This window comes from Cryobacterium sp. RTC2.1 (assembly GCF_035018685.1).
Classification (GTDB): Bacteria; Actinomycetota; Actinomycetes; order Actinomycetales; family Microbacteriaceae; genus Cryobacterium; species Cryobacterium glucosi.
On the sequence record NZ_JASJXJ010000098.1, the window covers coordinates 1 to 14,655 of the forward strand.

The following is a 14,655-nucleotide window of genomic DNA, read 5'->3' on the forward strand; positions in this document are numbered from 1 at the left end:
GGGGTTCCGGGCGGGGGGGGTCGGGGTCGAACCCGACGACGACAGGGCCGATCCGCGGTCGCCACGTCGCCGGAACGACGACGACCGGGCAGTGCGCGTGCGCCGCGAGGCGGAGGGGGAGCGTCCCGTAGACGGCGCCGGTCAGGAGCCCGGTCTTGTTCGAGCCGATCACCATCAGGTCCGCAGAAGCGGATGCCCTGACGAGCTCGTCGACGGGGACACCGTGTCGGATGTAGCTCGTCCTGCGGCACCCCGGAGCCCGGCGTTCCACTTCATGGGTCGCCGCGGCCAGCGCGCGTTCGTAGGCAGGCTGGAAGCTGAGGGCGACGTCGTGCGGCGACCAACCCAGCTCGACGACGGTCGTGAGTTCGAGCTCGATCGGTTGTGCGTCCGATTCGGCGGACGAGCGGTCGACCGCTCGGGTGATCGCCCAATCCAGGGCTGCAGCACTGGCCGGCCCGCCGTCAATCGCAACGATCACGTTCTCCGTCATGCCCGCAGTGTACGCCCGGGGTGCACTGCCAGCCCGCCGCCGGACCGCCGGGCTACTATGGCCCGATGACATCCGCACACAGGGACAGGGTCGTCCCCGGTCCCGGCCAGGAATCGGTGTGGGACTACCCGCGCCCGCCCAGGGTCGAGCCCGTCTCCGAGGAAGTGGTGATCCGCTTCGGTGGGCTCGAGATCGCGCGCACCGAAAACGCGGTCCGCGTGCTCGAGACGAGCCACCCGCCGGCGTATTACCTTCCCCGCGATGCCTTCCGCCCCGGTTCTCTCGTGCCGGCGGACGGCCGATCGGTGTGCGAATACAAGGGAACCGCGTCATACCTGACCGTCGTGTCCGGCACTGCTCGTGCCGTTGGCGCTGCCTGGACCTACCCTGAGCCCGAGCCTGGGTTCGAATCGCTCGCGGGCCGGATCGCACTGTATCCGGGGCGGATGGATCTTTGCACTGTCGACGGTGAAGTCGTCCACGCGCAGGCCGGATCCTTCTATGGCGGTTGGATCACCTCGCGGGTCGTCGGGCCGTTCAAGGGGGAGCCGGGCACCCTCGGCTGGTAGACCTGCCGCGATTTCGGGCATCTGGCTACACTCGGGGCATGTCCGACAGGTACCCGAGGGGGCAGGACGGCCCCGTTCCGCCCGAACCCGCCTCCCCGGCTGACGACGACGCGCTCACGGTGGAGTCACCGGCCGTGATCGAACTGGGCATCACGCCACTGGACGGGAGCGCGCCGAGGACGGCCGCGACCGAGATCGTCGGCTTCGGAGTCGACGACGACCTGCCCGACGACGCCGACGACGTACCGACGGGGGTGGCCGCGCCCGTGGCGAGTCCACGGGTCAGCGACGACGAAATCGTCCTCGTCGATGCCGCTCTCGCCGAGGAGCCGCGGCTCGTGATCGAGCGTTACGCACAGGCTCCGACCCCGGTGGTGAACCGGGTCGGACGCGGAAGCCGGGTCTTCCGTCTCTGGTTCGCGGTCATGGCATCCGTCGTCAGCGTCGCGGTCGGTGCGCGCCTCGCCTACCTCGGACTCAGCATCCGCCAGGTCGTACTCGTCACCGTGCTCGGCATCGTGCTCTCACTGATCCCGCTCGGCCTGGGAACCCTGGCCGGTCGGCGCAACGGGCAGTCGATGGTCATGCTGTCGCGGGCAACGTTCGGCGTGATCGGAAACGTCGTTCCCACCGTGTTCGCCCTGCTTGTCCGGATGGCCTGGGGCGCACTGCTCCTCGCCATCCTGGGCCGGGCCGTGACCGCAGCAACGAGGCCGCCGACGCTGGCAGGTGGAACCAGGGACGGGTCCGTTCCGCTCCCCGCGCTGGCGGTCCTGATCGTGGCGACCGTGGTCGCGCTCTTCGGCTATGCGCTCATCCGCTCCGTTCAGGCCGTGCTCGCCGTCGCAGGTGCCGCCCTGGTGATCGCGGTGATGGTGCTCTCGGCCGGACTCGTCGACGTGGGCTCGGCGCTCACTGTTCCGGATGGAAGCGGTTTCACGGTGTTCGGCGGGGTCACCCTCGTGTTCGCCTACCTGGGACTCGCCTGGGCGTCGAGCGGCGCAGACCTTGCACGCTATCAGGGCAGGTCCGGTTCCGGATCGAATGCGGTTCTCTGGCTCCTCGCGGGGGTCGGGGTACCTGCCCTCGTCCTCGCCTCCTGGGGGGCACTGCTCGTCTCGTCCCAGGGCCAGCGGGGAGCAGACCTCGCCGTCGACCCGGTCGGAACGCTCGCCGCGCTCCTGCCCGCCGGTCTCGAATGGCCGTTGCTTCTGCTCGGAACGGTCACCGTGCTCTCCGCACTGATCCTGACGTTGTACTCGGGCGGCCTGGCGGCCGCGGCGCTGTCCTCCGGGCTCCCTCGGGCCGCGGGAGTCGCTCTCACGGCGATGGGCGCGGCACTGCTCCTCCTGCCGTCCGGTGGGTTGGGTGTCCGGGCGGCGTTCCTCACCGTGCCACTGACCCTCGCGATCCCGGTCGCGGCCTGGTCGGGGCTGTTCTCCGCCGAGACGTTCGTGCGCGCCAATCGGTACGACACCCGCAGCCTCCTGAAGCGCGGTGGAGCGTATGCGGACGTGCGCTGGGTCAATCTGGCCGCCTTCGTCGTCTTCAGCGTGGTCGGCTGGGGACTCCTCGTCCCTGGGGAGGGCTGGTCGGCCTGGCAGGGATACCTCTTTGAACCACTCGGCATCGACCCCGGCGGGGAATTCGCGGCGACGAACCCCGGCGTCCTGATCGTCTTCGCCCTGGGCCTCGCGACACCCCTCCTCGCGGGCATTCCGGCGATCCGCAGGCAGGAGAACGCCAGGACCCCGGCGTCCGCGGGGTGAGTCCACGGGTCGCCGGGTGGGTGTCGTGAGACCGGCGCCTGCGAGTCGGCGCCCTGAGAATGGCCGGGGTAGCGCACGGGTAGGCTGACGGGGTGTCCTATTCGCTCGCAGAGATCACCCGGACCGTCCACGAGCTCTGGCCGTTGTCGGGTGCGGAGACGTGGGATGCACCCGGACTCGTGAGCGGCGACCCGTCGAACCGGGTCGATTCCGTCCTCCTCGCGGTCGACGCCGTCTCCGCGACCGTCGATGAGGCGATCGAGGTCGGTGCCGACCTCCTTCTCGTCCACCATCCGCTCCTTCTTCGCGGAGTCACGTCCATCGCAGAGGACCGGTACAAGGGTGCCCTCCTGGCCAGGTTGATCCGGTCGGACTGCGCACTCCTCGCCGCGCACACGAACGCGGATGTCGTCGTCGACGGTGTCTCCGACGTCCTCGCGTCGCGACTCGGACTCGTGGACGCCCAGCCGATCACCGCGGGAACCGTGCCAGGGACCGGTATCGGGCGGGTCGGGCTGCTCGGGACTCCGACCACACTCGGCCAGCTCGCCCGGCGCCTCGCGACGATCCTGCCCGCGACAGCCTCCGGGATCCGCGTCTCGGGGGAGTACACCGCACCGGTTCGCTCTGTCGCGCTCTGCGGTGGAGCGGGGGACTCCCTGCTCAGCGTTCCGTCCGTGCTGGCCGCGGATGTCTACATCACCGCCGACCTCCGTCATCACCCGGCCTCCGAGGCGAGGGAACAGGCGCTGCTCGACGGAAACACACCGGCGCTGATCGACGTGTCACACTGGGCGAGCGAGTGGTTGTGGCTCGACACCGCCGCCGACGCGTTGCGGAACGCTTTTCCGGGACTACGGGTGGACGTGAGCGATCTGCGCACGGACCCGTGGGACTTCGTCATCGTGCAGTAACCTGCACAACCCCACCGACAGTATCCGGCCACCGGGCCGGTCGAACTCAATACCCGTGAAGGTCAGGACTCAAGTGAAGGCATCCCCCATCGAGCAGAAGGAACTGCTCCGGCTCCAGGCTCTCGACATCAGGCTCCAGCAGGTCGACCACCAGACCAGGGCGCTCGCCCAGCACGCCGAACTCACCGCACTCGCCGGAACCGCGGACAAGACCCGGATGAACCTCACGACTCTCCACGGAGAAGTCGAGGACGTTCGTCTCGAACTGAACCGGATCGAGTCCGACGTCGAGGTCGTCGAGAAGCGCATCAAGCGCGACGACGAACGCCTGCAGACGACGAGTTCGGTCAAGGACGTCCAGGCGCTCGACACCGAACTCGCCGCACTCCGCAAACGGCTGCTCGCCCTCGAAGAGATCGAGATCGCCGTGATGGAGCGCCTCGAGGAACGTGAATCCGCTGTTGCGGTCGTCGAAGCGGAACGGGACGCGCTGGCCGCCCGAGTCGAGGAGACCGAGACCTCACGCGACGCCGACCTCGCCACCCTGCACCGCCAGCTCGAGGAACTCCGCCGCGACCGGGCCGTGATCGCAGGGACGATCGCGCCGGATCTCGCGAGCCTTTACGAGAAGCTCTTCGTGAGCGGCCACGGGAACGCTGCCGCGCTGTTGCGCCAGCGCACCTGCAGCGGATGCACCATCACCCTCACCGGAAGCGACCTCGAGTCCGTGCGGTCGTCTGCGGCCGACGAGGTGCTGTTCTGCCCGGATTGTGGTGCGATCCTTGTGCGCACGGAGGAGTCCGGAATCTGATCCTGTAGTCTGGGAGGAAGAATGGGTCGGCAAGACGGCCGCGTCAGCCGGTTCCCTTCGGGGGAGCGGCTGCCGAGGAACGTCCGGGCTCCACAGAGCAGGGCGGTGGGTAACACCCACCCGGGGTAACCCGCGAGACAGTGCCACAGAAAGTAGACCGCCACCGTTTTTCGGTGGTAAGGGTGAAACGGTGGTGTAAGAGACCACCAGAGGCCAGGGTGACCTGGTCGGCTCGGTAAACCTCGTCCGGAGCAAGGTCACACAGGAAACGTTAAGGCGGCTCGCCGAGTTTCCGGGTAGACCGCTAGAGGGCTGCGGCAACGTAGTCCCGAGATAGATGGCCGTCCCCGGTGAAAACCGGGACAGAACCCGGCGTACCAGCCGGCCCATTCCCCTTTTCCCCGTTGGGGCCGCTTCCCCCACGGGGTGCCGTCACCCGACCACGGGACGAGACCGGTCCTGGTCTAGTCCAGGTCTTTCACGGCGAGGGCCGCAGCCCCGAGAATGCCGGCGTTGTTCTTGTGCACGGCCGGGACGATCGGCGTGTGCAGCGCGAGCAGGGGCAGGAAATCGTCGTGGTGCTTGGAGACGCCGCCGCCGACGACGAACAGGTCGGGGGAGAAGAGCGCCTCGAGCGTGGAGTAGTACTTCTGCAGGCGTGCCGCCCAGGCCGACCAGGAGAGATTCTCCCGTTCCCGCGCGGAGTACGAGGCGCGGGTCTCGTAGTCGACTCCGTCGATCTGCAGGTGACCGAGTTCGGTGTTGGGAACGAGCACCCCGTCGTTCAGGAGCGCCGTGCCGATGCCGGTGCCGAGGGTGGTCAGGATCACCACGCCCTCCACCCCCTGCGCGGCACCGAACTGGGATTCGGCGTACCCCGCGGCATCCGCGTCGTTCACGAACGTGATGGGTGCGCCGAGGCTCCTTGCGAACAGGGCCGCGGCCTCGAGGCCGATCCATTTCTTGGACACGTTGGCGGCCGACATCGTCCGTCCGTGCCTGACGATCGCGGGGAAGCAGATGCCGACGGGGACATCCGTCACGCCAGCAATGGCACTGACCCTTTCGAGGATGACGCGGGTCGTCTCGACGATGTCGGCAGGGCGCCCGCCCTTGGGCGTGGGGAGCTTGACGCGGTCGGTCAGCAGCGCGCCCGTCGCAAGATCGACGAGTGCCCCCTTGATGCCGGTCCCGCCGATGTCGATGCCGATGGCCGTCTGAGAACTCATAGTAGAAAACCTACCGTCTAGGGGAGGGTCAAGACCTCTGCGCCGCGTTCGGTCACGACAAGGGTGTGCTCGAACTGGGCGGTGATGCTCTTGTCCCTGGTCGTCACGGTCCAGTCATCCGCCCACATGTCCCAGTCCGTGCCGCCGAGTGTGAGCATCGGCTCGATCGTGAAGACCATGCCGACCTCCATCACGGTGTCGTACTGCGGGGCAGAGTCGTAGTGGGGGACGATCAGGCCGGAGTGGAAGGCCTCGCCGACCCCGTGGCCGGTGAAGTCCCGAACGACGCCGTAGCCGAACCGCTTGGCGTATGACTCGATGGTCCGGCCGATCACGTTGACCTGACGCCCGGGGGCGACGGCCTTGATACCGCGGGCGAGGGCCTCCTTCGTGCGTTCGACGAGGAGCGTCACCGCTTCGCTCGCCTCCCCGACGATGAACGTGACGTTGGTGTCCCCGTGGACGCCGTTCTTGAAGGCGGTGATGTCGATGTTGACGATGTCTCCGTCTTCGAGGACCGTCGTGTCGGGGATGCCGTGGCAGATGACCTCGTTGACCGAGCTGCACAGCGACTTGGGATAGCCCCGGTAGCCGAGCGTGGAGGGGTACGCGTCATGCTCGATCAGGAATTGGTGTCCGATCCGGTCGAGTTCTTCCGTGGTCACGCCCGGGCGGATGCCCCGGCCGACGGCTTCGATCGCCTCCGCGGCGATCCGGCCGGCCTCACGGATCAGTTCGATCTTCGCGGCGGGGTAGACGTCGGAACCGGTGAATCGCGCCGGTGCGGCGTGGCCGACGTATTCCGGACGGGGGATCCTGGCGGGGACGGGACGGATGGGGGATACCGGGCCTGGCAAGAGGTGACCGGCGGAATCCTTAGGCATAGGATCTAGCTTATGGCCGAAGATACTGAGCACCAGTTCTGGTACAACCTGCGCACGGGCGCCGTCGAGGAGGGAATGGTCTCTCTCGCCGTCGATCGGGTCGGGCCGTTCCCCACCCGCGACGAGGCAGCCCACGCACTGGAGAAGCTCCGCGCGAACAGCGCGAAATGGTCGGCGGAGGACGCTGCGGAGGACCGCTGACAGCTATTCGTAGCTGTGTTCCGGCCCGGGGTACACGCCGCTCTCGACGTCTGACTTGAACTGGTGCACGGCATCCGTGAGGACGCTGCGCACGTTGGCGTACTGCCGCACGAAACGCGGCACGCGGCCCTCGGTCATGCCGGCGAAGTCTGTCCAGACCAGCAGCTGGCCGTCGACGTCTGGTCCTGCCCCGACACCGATCGTCGGGATCTCGAGCTTGCTGGTGACCTCCGCGGCCACGGTCGCCGGAACCATCTCGAGGACGACGGCGAACGCGCCGGCGTCCTGCACGGCGAGGGCGTCTTCGAGGAGTTTCTCCGCGGCGTCGCCGCGGCCCTGGATGATGTGGCCGCCGAGACCGTGTTCGCTCTGCGGTGTGAAACCGATGTGGGCCATCACGGGGATACCGCTCGTCACGATTCTCTTGATCTGCTTGTGGCTGCGCACCCCGCCCTCGAGCTTGACCGCGTGGGCCTGTGCTTCCTTCATGAACCGCACCGCGGTGTGGAGGGCCTCCGTCTGGCCGGTCTCGTAGGAGCCGAAGGGCATGTCAGCGACGACAAGGGCGCGGGTGACGGCGCGGGCGACTGCACGGGTGAGCGGGATCAGCTCGTCGACGGTGACGGGAAGAGTGGTCTCGTAGCCGAAGACATTGTTCCCCGCCGAGTCTCCGACCAGGAGGAAATCGATCCCGGCCTGGTCGAAAATCTGCGCCGTGAGCATGTCGTAGCTGGTCAGGCCGGTAATCGGGATTCCATGCTGTTTCGCGTTCGAGAAATGGCGGGTCCGCACCCGCTTGGGTCCTGCGGGGGCGGGAACGAAGGGATTCAGGTCATTGACGGAACGGGGAGCATCTGACGCGGTCGACTCTGGCATGCCTCCAGTGTAGCCAGCGGCCGATTCCGCCCGCCGGGGCCGTTTTCGCACGCGAGGTCACGACAGCCAGTAACCTAGTGATCAACAAGAAAGGGCGTGGATGGACAAGCAGCGCGACTTCGTTCTTCGTACCATCGAGGAACGGGGCATCAAGTTCATTCGTCTCTGGTTCACGGACGTCGTCGGCACCCTGAAATCGGTGGCGATCGCACCGGCCGAGGTCGAGGGCGCATTCGCAGAGGGTCTCGGTTTTGACGGCTCGGCCATCGAGGGCCTGACCCGGTCCTTCGAAGCGGATGTCCTCGCACATCCGGATCCCACAACGTTCCAGATTCTGCCGTGGCGGGGCGAAGTCGACCCGACCGCACGCATGTTCTGCGATATCACGACCCCCGACGGTCAGCCCGCGGTTGCCGACCCGCGCAACGTGCTCAAGCGCACGCTTGCGAAAGCGGCGGATCGCGGCTTCACGTTCTACACGCATCCTGAAATCGAGTTCTACCTCCTGAAGTCGTCGAAGTTCGGCAAGGACGGGCCGGTGCCCGTCGACTCCGCCGGATACTTCGACAACGTCCCCGGCGGAACCGCCCACGACTTCCGGCGCCGTTCCGTGCGGATGCTCGAGGAGCTCGGCATTTCGGTGGAGTTCAGCCACCACGAGGCCGGCCCCGGCCAGAACGAGATCGACCTCCGGTATGCGGACGCCCTCTCGACGGCCGACAACATCATGACTTTCCGCACCGTCATCAAGGAGGTCGCTATCGAGCAGGGCGTCTACGCGACGTTCATGCCGAAGCCGATGTCCGACCAGCCTGGCTCGGGCATGCACACCCACCTGTCCCTCTTCGAGGGCGAGACGAACGCCTTCTACGAGGCGGGCGCGCAGTACCAGCTGTCCCGCACCGGGCGTCAGTTCATCGCGGGCCTGCTCAAGCACGCACCGGAGATCACCGCAGTCACGAACCAGTTCGTGAACTCGTACAAGCGGCTCTGGGGCGGGGATGAGGCGCCGAGCTTCGTCTGCTGGGGCCACAACAACCGGTCCGCGCTGATCCGCGTGCCGCTGTACAAGCCGAACAAGGGCAACAGCTCCCGCATCGAATACCGGGCGATCGACTCCGCAGCGAACCCGTACCTCGCATACTCGCTCATGCTCGCTGCCGGCCTCAAGGGCATCGAAGAGGGCTACGAGCTGCCTCCGGAAGCCGAGGACAACGTCTGGGGGCTCAGCGACACCGAGCGCCGCGCACTCGGTTACCGCCAGCTGCCTGCGAGCCTCGACCACGCCATCCAGTTCATGGAGGAATCCGAACTCGTCGCCGAGACCCTGGGCGAGCACGTGTTCAACTACGTGCTGCTCAACAAACGGCAGGAGTGGAAGGAGTACCGCTCTCAGGTCACTCCATTCGAGCTGCAAAAGAACCTCGAGATGTTGTAGCGCACGATGGCGCGAGAGGCGCTGACCCTCACCGAACTTGCGAGGGTCGGCTTCGCTGAACTCGGTGAGGTCCGGGCGTGCCTCGACGAGGTCGTCACCAGGGGCGGGCCCGATTCGGCAGAACTCTTGCCGTTGCTCGCCCGCACGGCGAGCCCGGACGCAGCACTCTCCGGCCTGATCGCCCTGCTGCGGCAGGCACCGGCGGAGCTCCTGGCCCTCCTGGCCTGCCCGGGCGCTCCGCTGCGCCTCCTGCTCGTGCTCGGCGCGTCCCGCGGCCTGACCGATTTCTTCCTGCGGCACCCGGAGGAGCTCGGCGTCCTGGCCACCCGCTCACGGTCCCTTCCCGGCCCCGAGGAACTCACCAGGGATCTGCTCGCCTCGGTCGGGGCCGTCGACGGCTTCGCTGCCCTCGTCGACGACGCCGGCTGGGTTGCGCTCCGGGTGCGGTACCGGCGGAGGCTCGCGGAGGTCGCCGCTTTCGATCTCGAACAGGCTGACCCCGTCGCCGGCCTTGACGGTGTCGCCAGGGCGCTGTCCGATCTCGCCGCCGCCGCGCTGGAGGGGTCCCTCGCCGTCGCGCGAACGATGGTGGCTGCCCCCGTTGCCGCCCCTGGCGTCTTCCCCGTCGACCAGGTGCGCTCCACCCGGCTCGCCGTGATCGGCATGGGCAAGGCCGGGGCGAGGGAGCTCAACTACGTCAGCGACGTCGACGTCATCTTCGTCGCGGAAGCAGACCCCGAAACCGGGCTCGAGTCCGGTCGTGCGGTCGACATCGCAACCAGGCTTGCGATCCTGCTGATGCGCGGCCTCAACCAGCCGACGCTCGAACCCGAACTCTGGGAGGTCGACCCGAACCTGCGTCCAGAGGGAAAGTCGGGGGCGCTCGTGCGTTCCCTCGACTCACACATCGCGTATTACGAGCGGTGGGCGAAGAGCTGGGAATTCCAGGCCCTGCTCAAGGCGAGGCCGCTCGCCGGCCATGCCGGGCTCGGTGAACGGTACCTCGCCGCGGTCGGTCCGAAGGTGTGGACGAGCGCCAGCCGGGAGAACTTCGTCGAGTCTGTGCAGCGGATGCGGGAACGGGTGACCGACAACATCCCCGACGACGAGGTCGATGTCCAGCTCAAGCTCGGCCCCGGCGGGCTGCGCGACATCGAGTTCACCGTGCAGCTCCTCCAGCTCGTTCACGGCCAGGCCGACGAAGACGTGCGACAGGCCGGCACCCTCCCCGCACTCGCGGCCCTCGCCGAGTCCGGCTACGTTGGTCGCGCGGAAGCGGCGGAATTCTCGCAGGACTACCGGATCCTCCGGTTGATGGAACACCGCCTGCAGCTCTACCGCCTGCGACGTACCCACCTCGTGCCGCGCGACGAGGCGAGCCTGCGCATCCTCGCCCGGGCGACCGGACTCGCCTCGGGAGCCGCCCAGCTCAGCACGCGCTGGGCGGACACCAAACACCGGGTGCGTGGACTGCACGAGCGCCTCTTCTACCGGCCTTTGCTCTCCGCCGTTGCCGCGCTGCCCGATGGTGAGCTCGTTCTCACGAGCGCGCAGGCCGAGGCCAGGCTCGCGGCGATCGGTTTCCGCGACACCAAGGGCGCCTTCGCCCACATCGCCGCGCTCACCGGGGGCGTTTCCCGTCGGGCGACGATCCAGCGCCACCTCCTTCCCGTCCTCCTGCAGTGGTTCTCCGAGGGTGCCGACCCCGACTACGGCCTGTTGGCCTTTCGGCGCCTCAGCGACAGCCTCGGGTCGACCTACTGGTTCCTGCGGATGCTTCGTGACTCCTCCGGCGCCGCCGAACGGCTGACCCGGGTGCTGTCCTCGTCCCGGTTCGTCGGCGAACTCCTCGAAACCATTCCGGAGTCGGTCGCATGGCTCGAGAACGAGAACGACCTGCGTCCGCGGCCCCTCGCCGTGCTGCGCGCAGAGTCCCGCGCGGTCCTGGCACGCCACCAGACGCCGGAAGCAGCGGCATCCGTCCTCCGTACGGCGCGGCGCCGCGAGATCCTGCGCCTGGCCTTCTCGTCCATCCTCGGCAGGATCAGCATCGACCAGCTCGCGACGGGCCTGACCGACGTCACCGCGACCGTGATCGAGGGCGTCACCGCGGCGATCCGCGGCACCGGCCTCCGGGGCGAGCCCGACGGCGACGCGGACGGCATCGAGTTCGCCGTGATCGGCATGGGCCGGTTCGGGGGAGCCGAGCTGGGCTTCGGGTCCGACGCCGACGTGATGTACGTGTTCCGGGCCGGAAAACTTAGCGGCGAGGCCGCGCATGCCCGGGCGATGTTCATCGCGAGGGAACTCAAACGCCTCACCGAGGACAGCCGCCTGCCGCTCGACCTCGACCTCGGTCTGCGCCCGGAGGGCAAGAACGGGCCCGTCGCCCGATCCCTCGACTCGTACGAGGCGTACTACCGGCGCTGGTCGCTGACCTGGGAGGCGCAGGCGCTGCTGCGGGGCAGGGGCGTCGCCGGCGATGCCCGGCTGCTTGCCGACTTCGAGACCCTCGCGGACTCGGTTCGTTTCCCGCTCGCGATCGACGACCAGGCTGTCCGGGAGATCAAACGGATGAAGGCCCGCGTCGAGAAGGAACGGTTACCGCAGGGCGCAGACCCGAACCGGCACCTCAAGCTCGGCCGCGGATCGCTCAGCGACGTCGAGTGGTTCGTCCAGCTGTTGCAGTTGCAGCACGCCGCGGCGATCCCCGAGCTGCGCACGCACTCGACCCTCGGTGCACTGCACGCCGCCGCCAGGGCCGGGCTCGTGAGCGACTCGGATGCCGAGACCCTCCGGGCGGCGTGGATCTTCACCTCCCGCTGCCGGTCCGCGATGACCCTGTGGATGAACCGGACTGCGGACACCCTCCCGACCGACCGCATCCAGCTCGAGGGCATCGCCCGGATCCTCGAATACCCGCCGGGCTCCGCCAACCGGCTCGAAGACGACTACCTCGCCGTCACCCGGCGCGCCCGCGCCGTGTTCGAGCGTCGCTTCTACGGCCCCGTCGAACACGCGGGCCCGTTCGCCGGCTGACCGGGGAACGACGAACGGGCCGTACCCCGAGAGGTACGACCCGTTATGGTCAGGCTCGGTGCGGTTTAGACCCCGTAGTACAGTTCATACTCGAACGGGTGCGGACGCTGCGCGAGCGGCTTGATTTCCTGCTCGCGCTTGAAGCTGACCCAGGTCTCGATCAGTTCGGGCGTGAACACGTTGCCGGCGAGGAGGAAGTCGTGGTCGGCTTCGAGGGCCAGCAGCGCCTCCTCGAGGGAAGCGGGAACCTGCGGGATGTTCTTGGCTTCTTCGGGCGGGAGCTCGTAGAGGTCCTTGTCGACCGGCTCGTGCGGCTCGATCCGGTTCTTGATCCCGTCGAGGCCGGCCATCAGCTGGGCAGCGAAGGCGAGGTACGGGTTGCCGGAGGCGTCGGGCGCGCGGAACTCGATGCGCTTGGCCTTCGGGTTGGTGCCCGTGATCGGGATGCGGATCGAGGCCGAGCGGTTACCGGCAGAGTAGACCAGGTTGACCGGGGCTTCGAAGCCGGGGACGAGGCGGTGGTACGAGTTCACCGAGGGGTTGGTGAACGCGAGGACGGCCGGGGCGTGCTTGAGCAGGCCGCCGATGTACCAGCGGGCGATGTCGGAGAGTCCGCCGTAGCCGGCCTCGTCGTAGAACAACGGCTTGCCGCCGGACCAGAGGGACTGGTGGGTGTGCATACCGGAACCGTTGTCGCCGAAGAGCGGCTTGGGCATGAACGTCGCCGTCTTGCCCCACTCGTGCGCCGTGTTCTTCACGATGTACTTGAACTTGAGCAGGTCGTCCGCCGCGTGGACCATGGTGTCGAAGCGGTAGTTGATCTCGCCCTGTCCGCCGGTGCCGACCTCGTGGTGGCTGCGCTCGAGGATCAGGCCTGCGTCGATGAGCTTGAGGCAGATGTCGTCACGCATGTCGACGTGCTGGTCGACGGGGCTGACGGGGAAGTATCCGCCCTTGTACGGGGTCTTGTTGGCGAGGTTGCCGCCCTCTTCCTTCTTGCCGGAGTTCCAGGCGCCTTCGCTGGAGTCCACGGCGTAGAAGCTCGAGTACTGGTTCACTTCATAACGCACGTCGTCGAAGATGTAGAACTCGGCTTCGGGGGCGAAGAACGCGGTGTCGGCGATGCCGGTCGACTCGAGGTACTTCTCGGCCTTCTTCGCGACCTGGCGGGGATCCTTGGAGTAGATCTCACCGTTACGCGGGTTGTAGATGTCGAAAAGCATAATGAGCGTGCGTTCGGCGCGGAAGGCATCGACGTATGCCGTCGTCACGTCCGGGATGAGCTGCATGTCCGACTCGTGGATGGACGCGAAGCCGCGGATCGACGAACCGTCGAACATCTGCCCGACCGTGAAGAATTCCTCATCGACGGTCGACGCGGGGATGTTGAAGTGCTGCTGCACACCAGGAAGATCGGTGAAGCGAATGTCAAGAAACTTGACGTCAGTGTCCTTGATGAACTTGAGTACTTCTGACGAATCGCGGAACATGCGGTTTTACTCCAAACGACGAGGGCGTTAATGACAGAAAGTCGCGCACGGCGGCTACCCAGAGAGTATTACGGCAGCATTACTCAACTGTGACGACTTTGTTTCTCACATGTTACAGGCGGGGCCCTTGGCTAGGATCATCCCGTGCCTCCCTCTGCCTCGCAACCGACCACCTTCGGACAGCTCCCGCCGAGCAGATGGCCGGGGGAGCGACTCGGGCTTCCCGACGCCGGCCCACTGTCCATCGGCCGCGCCGGGCGACGGATGCTGGGACTCCTGATCGACTATGCCCTCGCGATGGCGCTGGCATTCACGGTGTTCCGCTATACGTTCCTCGACTACAACGGTTTTGTCGTGACCGGGACCTATGTCCTGCTCCAGGTCGTGTTCATCCCGACGATCGGCGGCAGCATCGGCCACCGCCTCGTCGGACTCCGGGTGATCCCCCTCGCGGGCGGCTGGGTCGGTCCGTGGCGGCCGATTGTGCGTTCCGTGCTTCTCGGCCTGGCATTCCCCGCACTGGTCTGGGACTCCGACCAGCGCGGCTTCCACGACAAGGTCGCCGGAACCGTCCTCGTCCGCGGCTGAGCCGCGCGCCGACAGGCAGACGCAAGAACCCCTCGTCGTGACGACGAGGGGTTCTTGACGTGCGGAATGGATGGGTGGACGCGCCTAGTTGCCGCGCTGGGGGCGGGCCTTGGTGGGATCGACACCCTTCGGGATCGGAAGCTTCTTCGTGATCGAGCTCAGCCGGTTGTTGACGGCGAGCACCTCTGCCTTGGTCAGGCTCGGCTTGATCTTGCGCAGACGGCTCGCGAGCTTGTGCAACGGCACGGCGTCGGAGTCCGGACCGACGGAGAGGACTGTGACGGGCACGTGACCGCCGAGACGGGTGACCGTGCGGCGTTCCTCCTCGAGCATGCGCGCGGTCCGGGTGCGCGG

Annotated in this window: 14 protein-coding genes and 1 other RNA gene; 9 read left to right on the forward strand and 6 right to left on the reverse strand. The window is 67.4% G+C overall.

The genetic code is table 11. The annotated features are described in order from the left end of the window. Positions 1 to 493, reverse strand: a 493-nt coding sequence (locus tag QN357_RS12545; RefSeq protein ID WP_323504953.1) for a universal stress protein, incomplete at its 3' end; no start/stop codon positions are given. A 65-nt stretch (positions 494 to 558) separates the two neighbouring features. On the opposite strand from QN357_RS12545, the gene QN357_RS12550 reads away from it, so the two are divergent. The 5 genes from QN357_RS12550 to rnpB all read left to right on the forward strand — a co-directional run bounded on the left by QN357_RS12550 (position 559) and on the right by rnpB (position 4,949). Further along, positions 559 to 1,062, forward strand: coding sequence for a DUF427 domain-containing protein (locus QN357_RS12550; protein ID WP_134446483.1), 504 nt, complete (start codon positions 559 to 561; stop codon positions 1,060 to 1,062). 38 nt (positions 1,063 to 1,100) lie between these two features. Then, positions 1,101 to 2,831 (forward strand): purine-cytosine permease family protein, encoded by a 1,731-nt coding sequence (locus QN357_RS12555; protein ID WP_134558426.1) that lies wholly within the window; start codon positions 1,101 to 1,103, stop codon positions 2,829 to 2,831. A 92-nt stretch (positions 2,832 to 2,923) separates the two neighbouring features. After that, the gene (locus QN357_RS12560) at positions 2,924 to 3,745 is read left to right on the forward strand and encodes a Nif3-like dinuclear metal center hexameric protein (RefSeq protein WP_134558425.1); all 822 of its coding nucleotides are present in this window, start codon (positions 2,924 to 2,926) and stop codon (positions 3,743 to 3,745) included. 73 nt (positions 3,746 to 3,818) lie between these two features. Continuing rightward, complete coding sequence (locus tag QN357_RS12565) at positions 3,819 to 4,556, forward strand: zinc ribbon domain-containing protein (protein WP_134446486.1); 738 nt, start codon at positions 3,819 to 3,821, stop codon at positions 4,554 to 4,556. Between the two features lie 22 nt (positions 4,557 to 4,578). Next, an RNA gene (gene rnpB, locus QN357_RS12570) (RNase P RNA component class A) lies at positions 4,579 to 4,949 on the forward strand. Between the two features lie 71 nt (positions 4,950 to 5,020). On the opposite strand, the gene ppgK is transcribed toward rnpB, so the two are convergent. Both ppgK and map read right to left on the reverse strand, forming a co-directional pair. Beyond that, positions 5,021 to 5,785, reverse strand: coding sequence for a polyphosphate--glucose phosphotransferase (gene ppgK, locus QN357_RS12575; protein WP_134446487.1), 765 nt, complete (start codon positions 5,783 to 5,785; stop codon positions 5,021 to 5,023). Between the two features lie 17 nt (positions 5,786 to 5,802). Continuing rightward, positions 5,803 to 6,669 (reverse strand): type I methionyl aminopeptidase, encoded by an 867-nt coding sequence (map, locus tag QN357_RS12580; RefSeq protein WP_134446488.1) that lies wholly within the window; start codon positions 6,667 to 6,669, stop codon positions 5,803 to 5,805. Between the two features lie 12 nt (positions 6,670 to 6,681). On the opposite strand from map, the gene QN357_RS12585 reads away from it, so the two are divergent. Further along, on the forward strand, positions 6,682 to 6,870 hold the full coding sequence (locus tag QN357_RS12585) for an SPOR domain-containing protein (protein ID WP_134558423.1): 189 nt from the start codon (positions 6,682 to 6,684) through the stop codon (positions 6,868 to 6,870). Positions 6,871 to 6,873: 3 nt separating this feature from the next. Here QN357_RS12585 and panB read toward each other — a convergent pair whose 3' ends face one another. After that, positions 6,874 to 7,746 carry a 3-methyl-2-oxobutanoate hydroxymethyltransferase gene (gene panB / locus QN357_RS12590; RefSeq protein ID WP_134446490.1) on the reverse strand — a complete coding sequence of 291 codons (873 nt, stop codon included), beginning with the start codon at positions 7,744 to 7,746 and terminating at the stop codon, positions 6,874 to 6,876. A 100-nt stretch (positions 7,747 to 7,846) separates the two neighbouring features. On the opposite strand from panB, the gene glnA (QN357_RS12595) reads away from it, so the two are divergent. Together glnA (QN357_RS12595) and QN357_RS12600 are read left to right on the forward strand one after the other, a co-directional pair. Further along, a complete protein-coding gene (gene glnA / locus QN357_RS12595) occupies positions 7,847 to 9,184 on the forward strand; it encodes a type I glutamate--ammonia ligase (RefSeq protein WP_134446491.1) in 1,338 nt (445 codons plus the stop codon). A gap of 6 nt (positions 9,185 to 9,190) precedes the next feature. Beyond that, positions 9,191 to 12,223 (forward strand): bifunctional [glutamine synthetase] adenylyltransferase/[glutamine synthetase]-adenylyl-L-tyrosine phosphorylase, encoded by a 3,033-nt coding sequence (locus tag QN357_RS12600; RefSeq protein ID WP_322140803.1) that lies wholly within the window; start codon positions 9,191 to 9,193, stop codon positions 12,221 to 12,223. 65 nt (positions 12,224 to 12,288) lie between these two features. Here QN357_RS12600 and glnA (QN357_RS12605) read toward each other — a convergent pair whose 3' ends face one another. After that, on the reverse strand, positions 12,289 to 13,713 hold the full coding sequence (glnA, locus tag QN357_RS12605; protein WP_134558421.1) for a type I glutamate--ammonia ligase: 1,425 nt from the start codon (positions 13,711 to 13,713) through the stop codon (positions 12,289 to 12,291). 144 nt (positions 13,714 to 13,857) lie between these two features. Between glnA (QN357_RS12605) and QN357_RS12610 the strand changes: the two genes are divergently transcribed. Then, entirely contained in the window at positions 13,858 to 14,301 is a 444-nt protein-coding gene (locus QN357_RS12610; RefSeq protein ID WP_134446505.1) for an RDD family protein, read from the forward strand. Positions 14,302 to 14,385: 84 nt separating this feature from the next. On the opposite strand, the gene QN357_RS12615 is transcribed toward QN357_RS12610, so the two are convergent. Further along, a partial coding sequence (locus QN357_RS12615) for a DUF4191 family protein (protein ID WP_323504954.1) occupies positions 14,386 to 14,655 on the reverse strand: 270 nt, incomplete at its 5' end.

Bases quoted from the DNA above. Each gene is read 5' to 3' on its own strand.
- QN357_RS12550 (WP_134446483.1), top strand. From the start codon at position 559: ATGACATCCGCACACAGGGACAGGGTCGTCCCCGGTCCCGGCCAGGAA.
- QN357_RS12555 (WP_134558426.1), top strand. From the start codon at position 1,101: ATGTCCGACAGGTACCCGAGGGGGCAGGACGGCCCCGTTCCGCCCGAA.
- ppgK (WP_134446487.1), bottom strand. From the start codon at position 5,785: ATGAGTTCTCAGACGGCCATCGGCATCGACATCGGCGGGACCGGCATC.
- map (WP_134446488.1), bottom strand. From the start codon at position 6,669: ATGCCTAAGGATTCCGCCGGTCACCTCTTGCCAGGCCCGGTATCCCCC.
- QN357_RS12585 (WP_134558423.1), top strand. From the start codon at position 6,682: ATGGCCGAAGATACTGAGCACCAGTTCTGGTACAACCTGCGCACGGGC.
- panB (WP_134446490.1), bottom strand. From the start codon at position 7,746: ATGCCAGAGTCGACCGCGTCAGATGCTCCCCGTTCCGTCAATGACCTG.
- glnA (WP_134446491.1), top strand. From the start codon at position 7,847: ATGGACAAGCAGCGCGACTTCGTTCTTCGTACCATCGAGGAACGGGGC.
- QN357_RS12600 (WP_322140803.1), top strand. From the start codon at position 9,191: ATGGCGCGAGAGGCGCTGACCCTCACCGAACTTGCGAGGGTCGGCTTC.
- glnA (WP_134558421.1), bottom strand. From the start codon at position 13,713: ATGTTCCGCGATTCGTCAGAAGTACTCAAGTTCATCAAGGACACTGAC.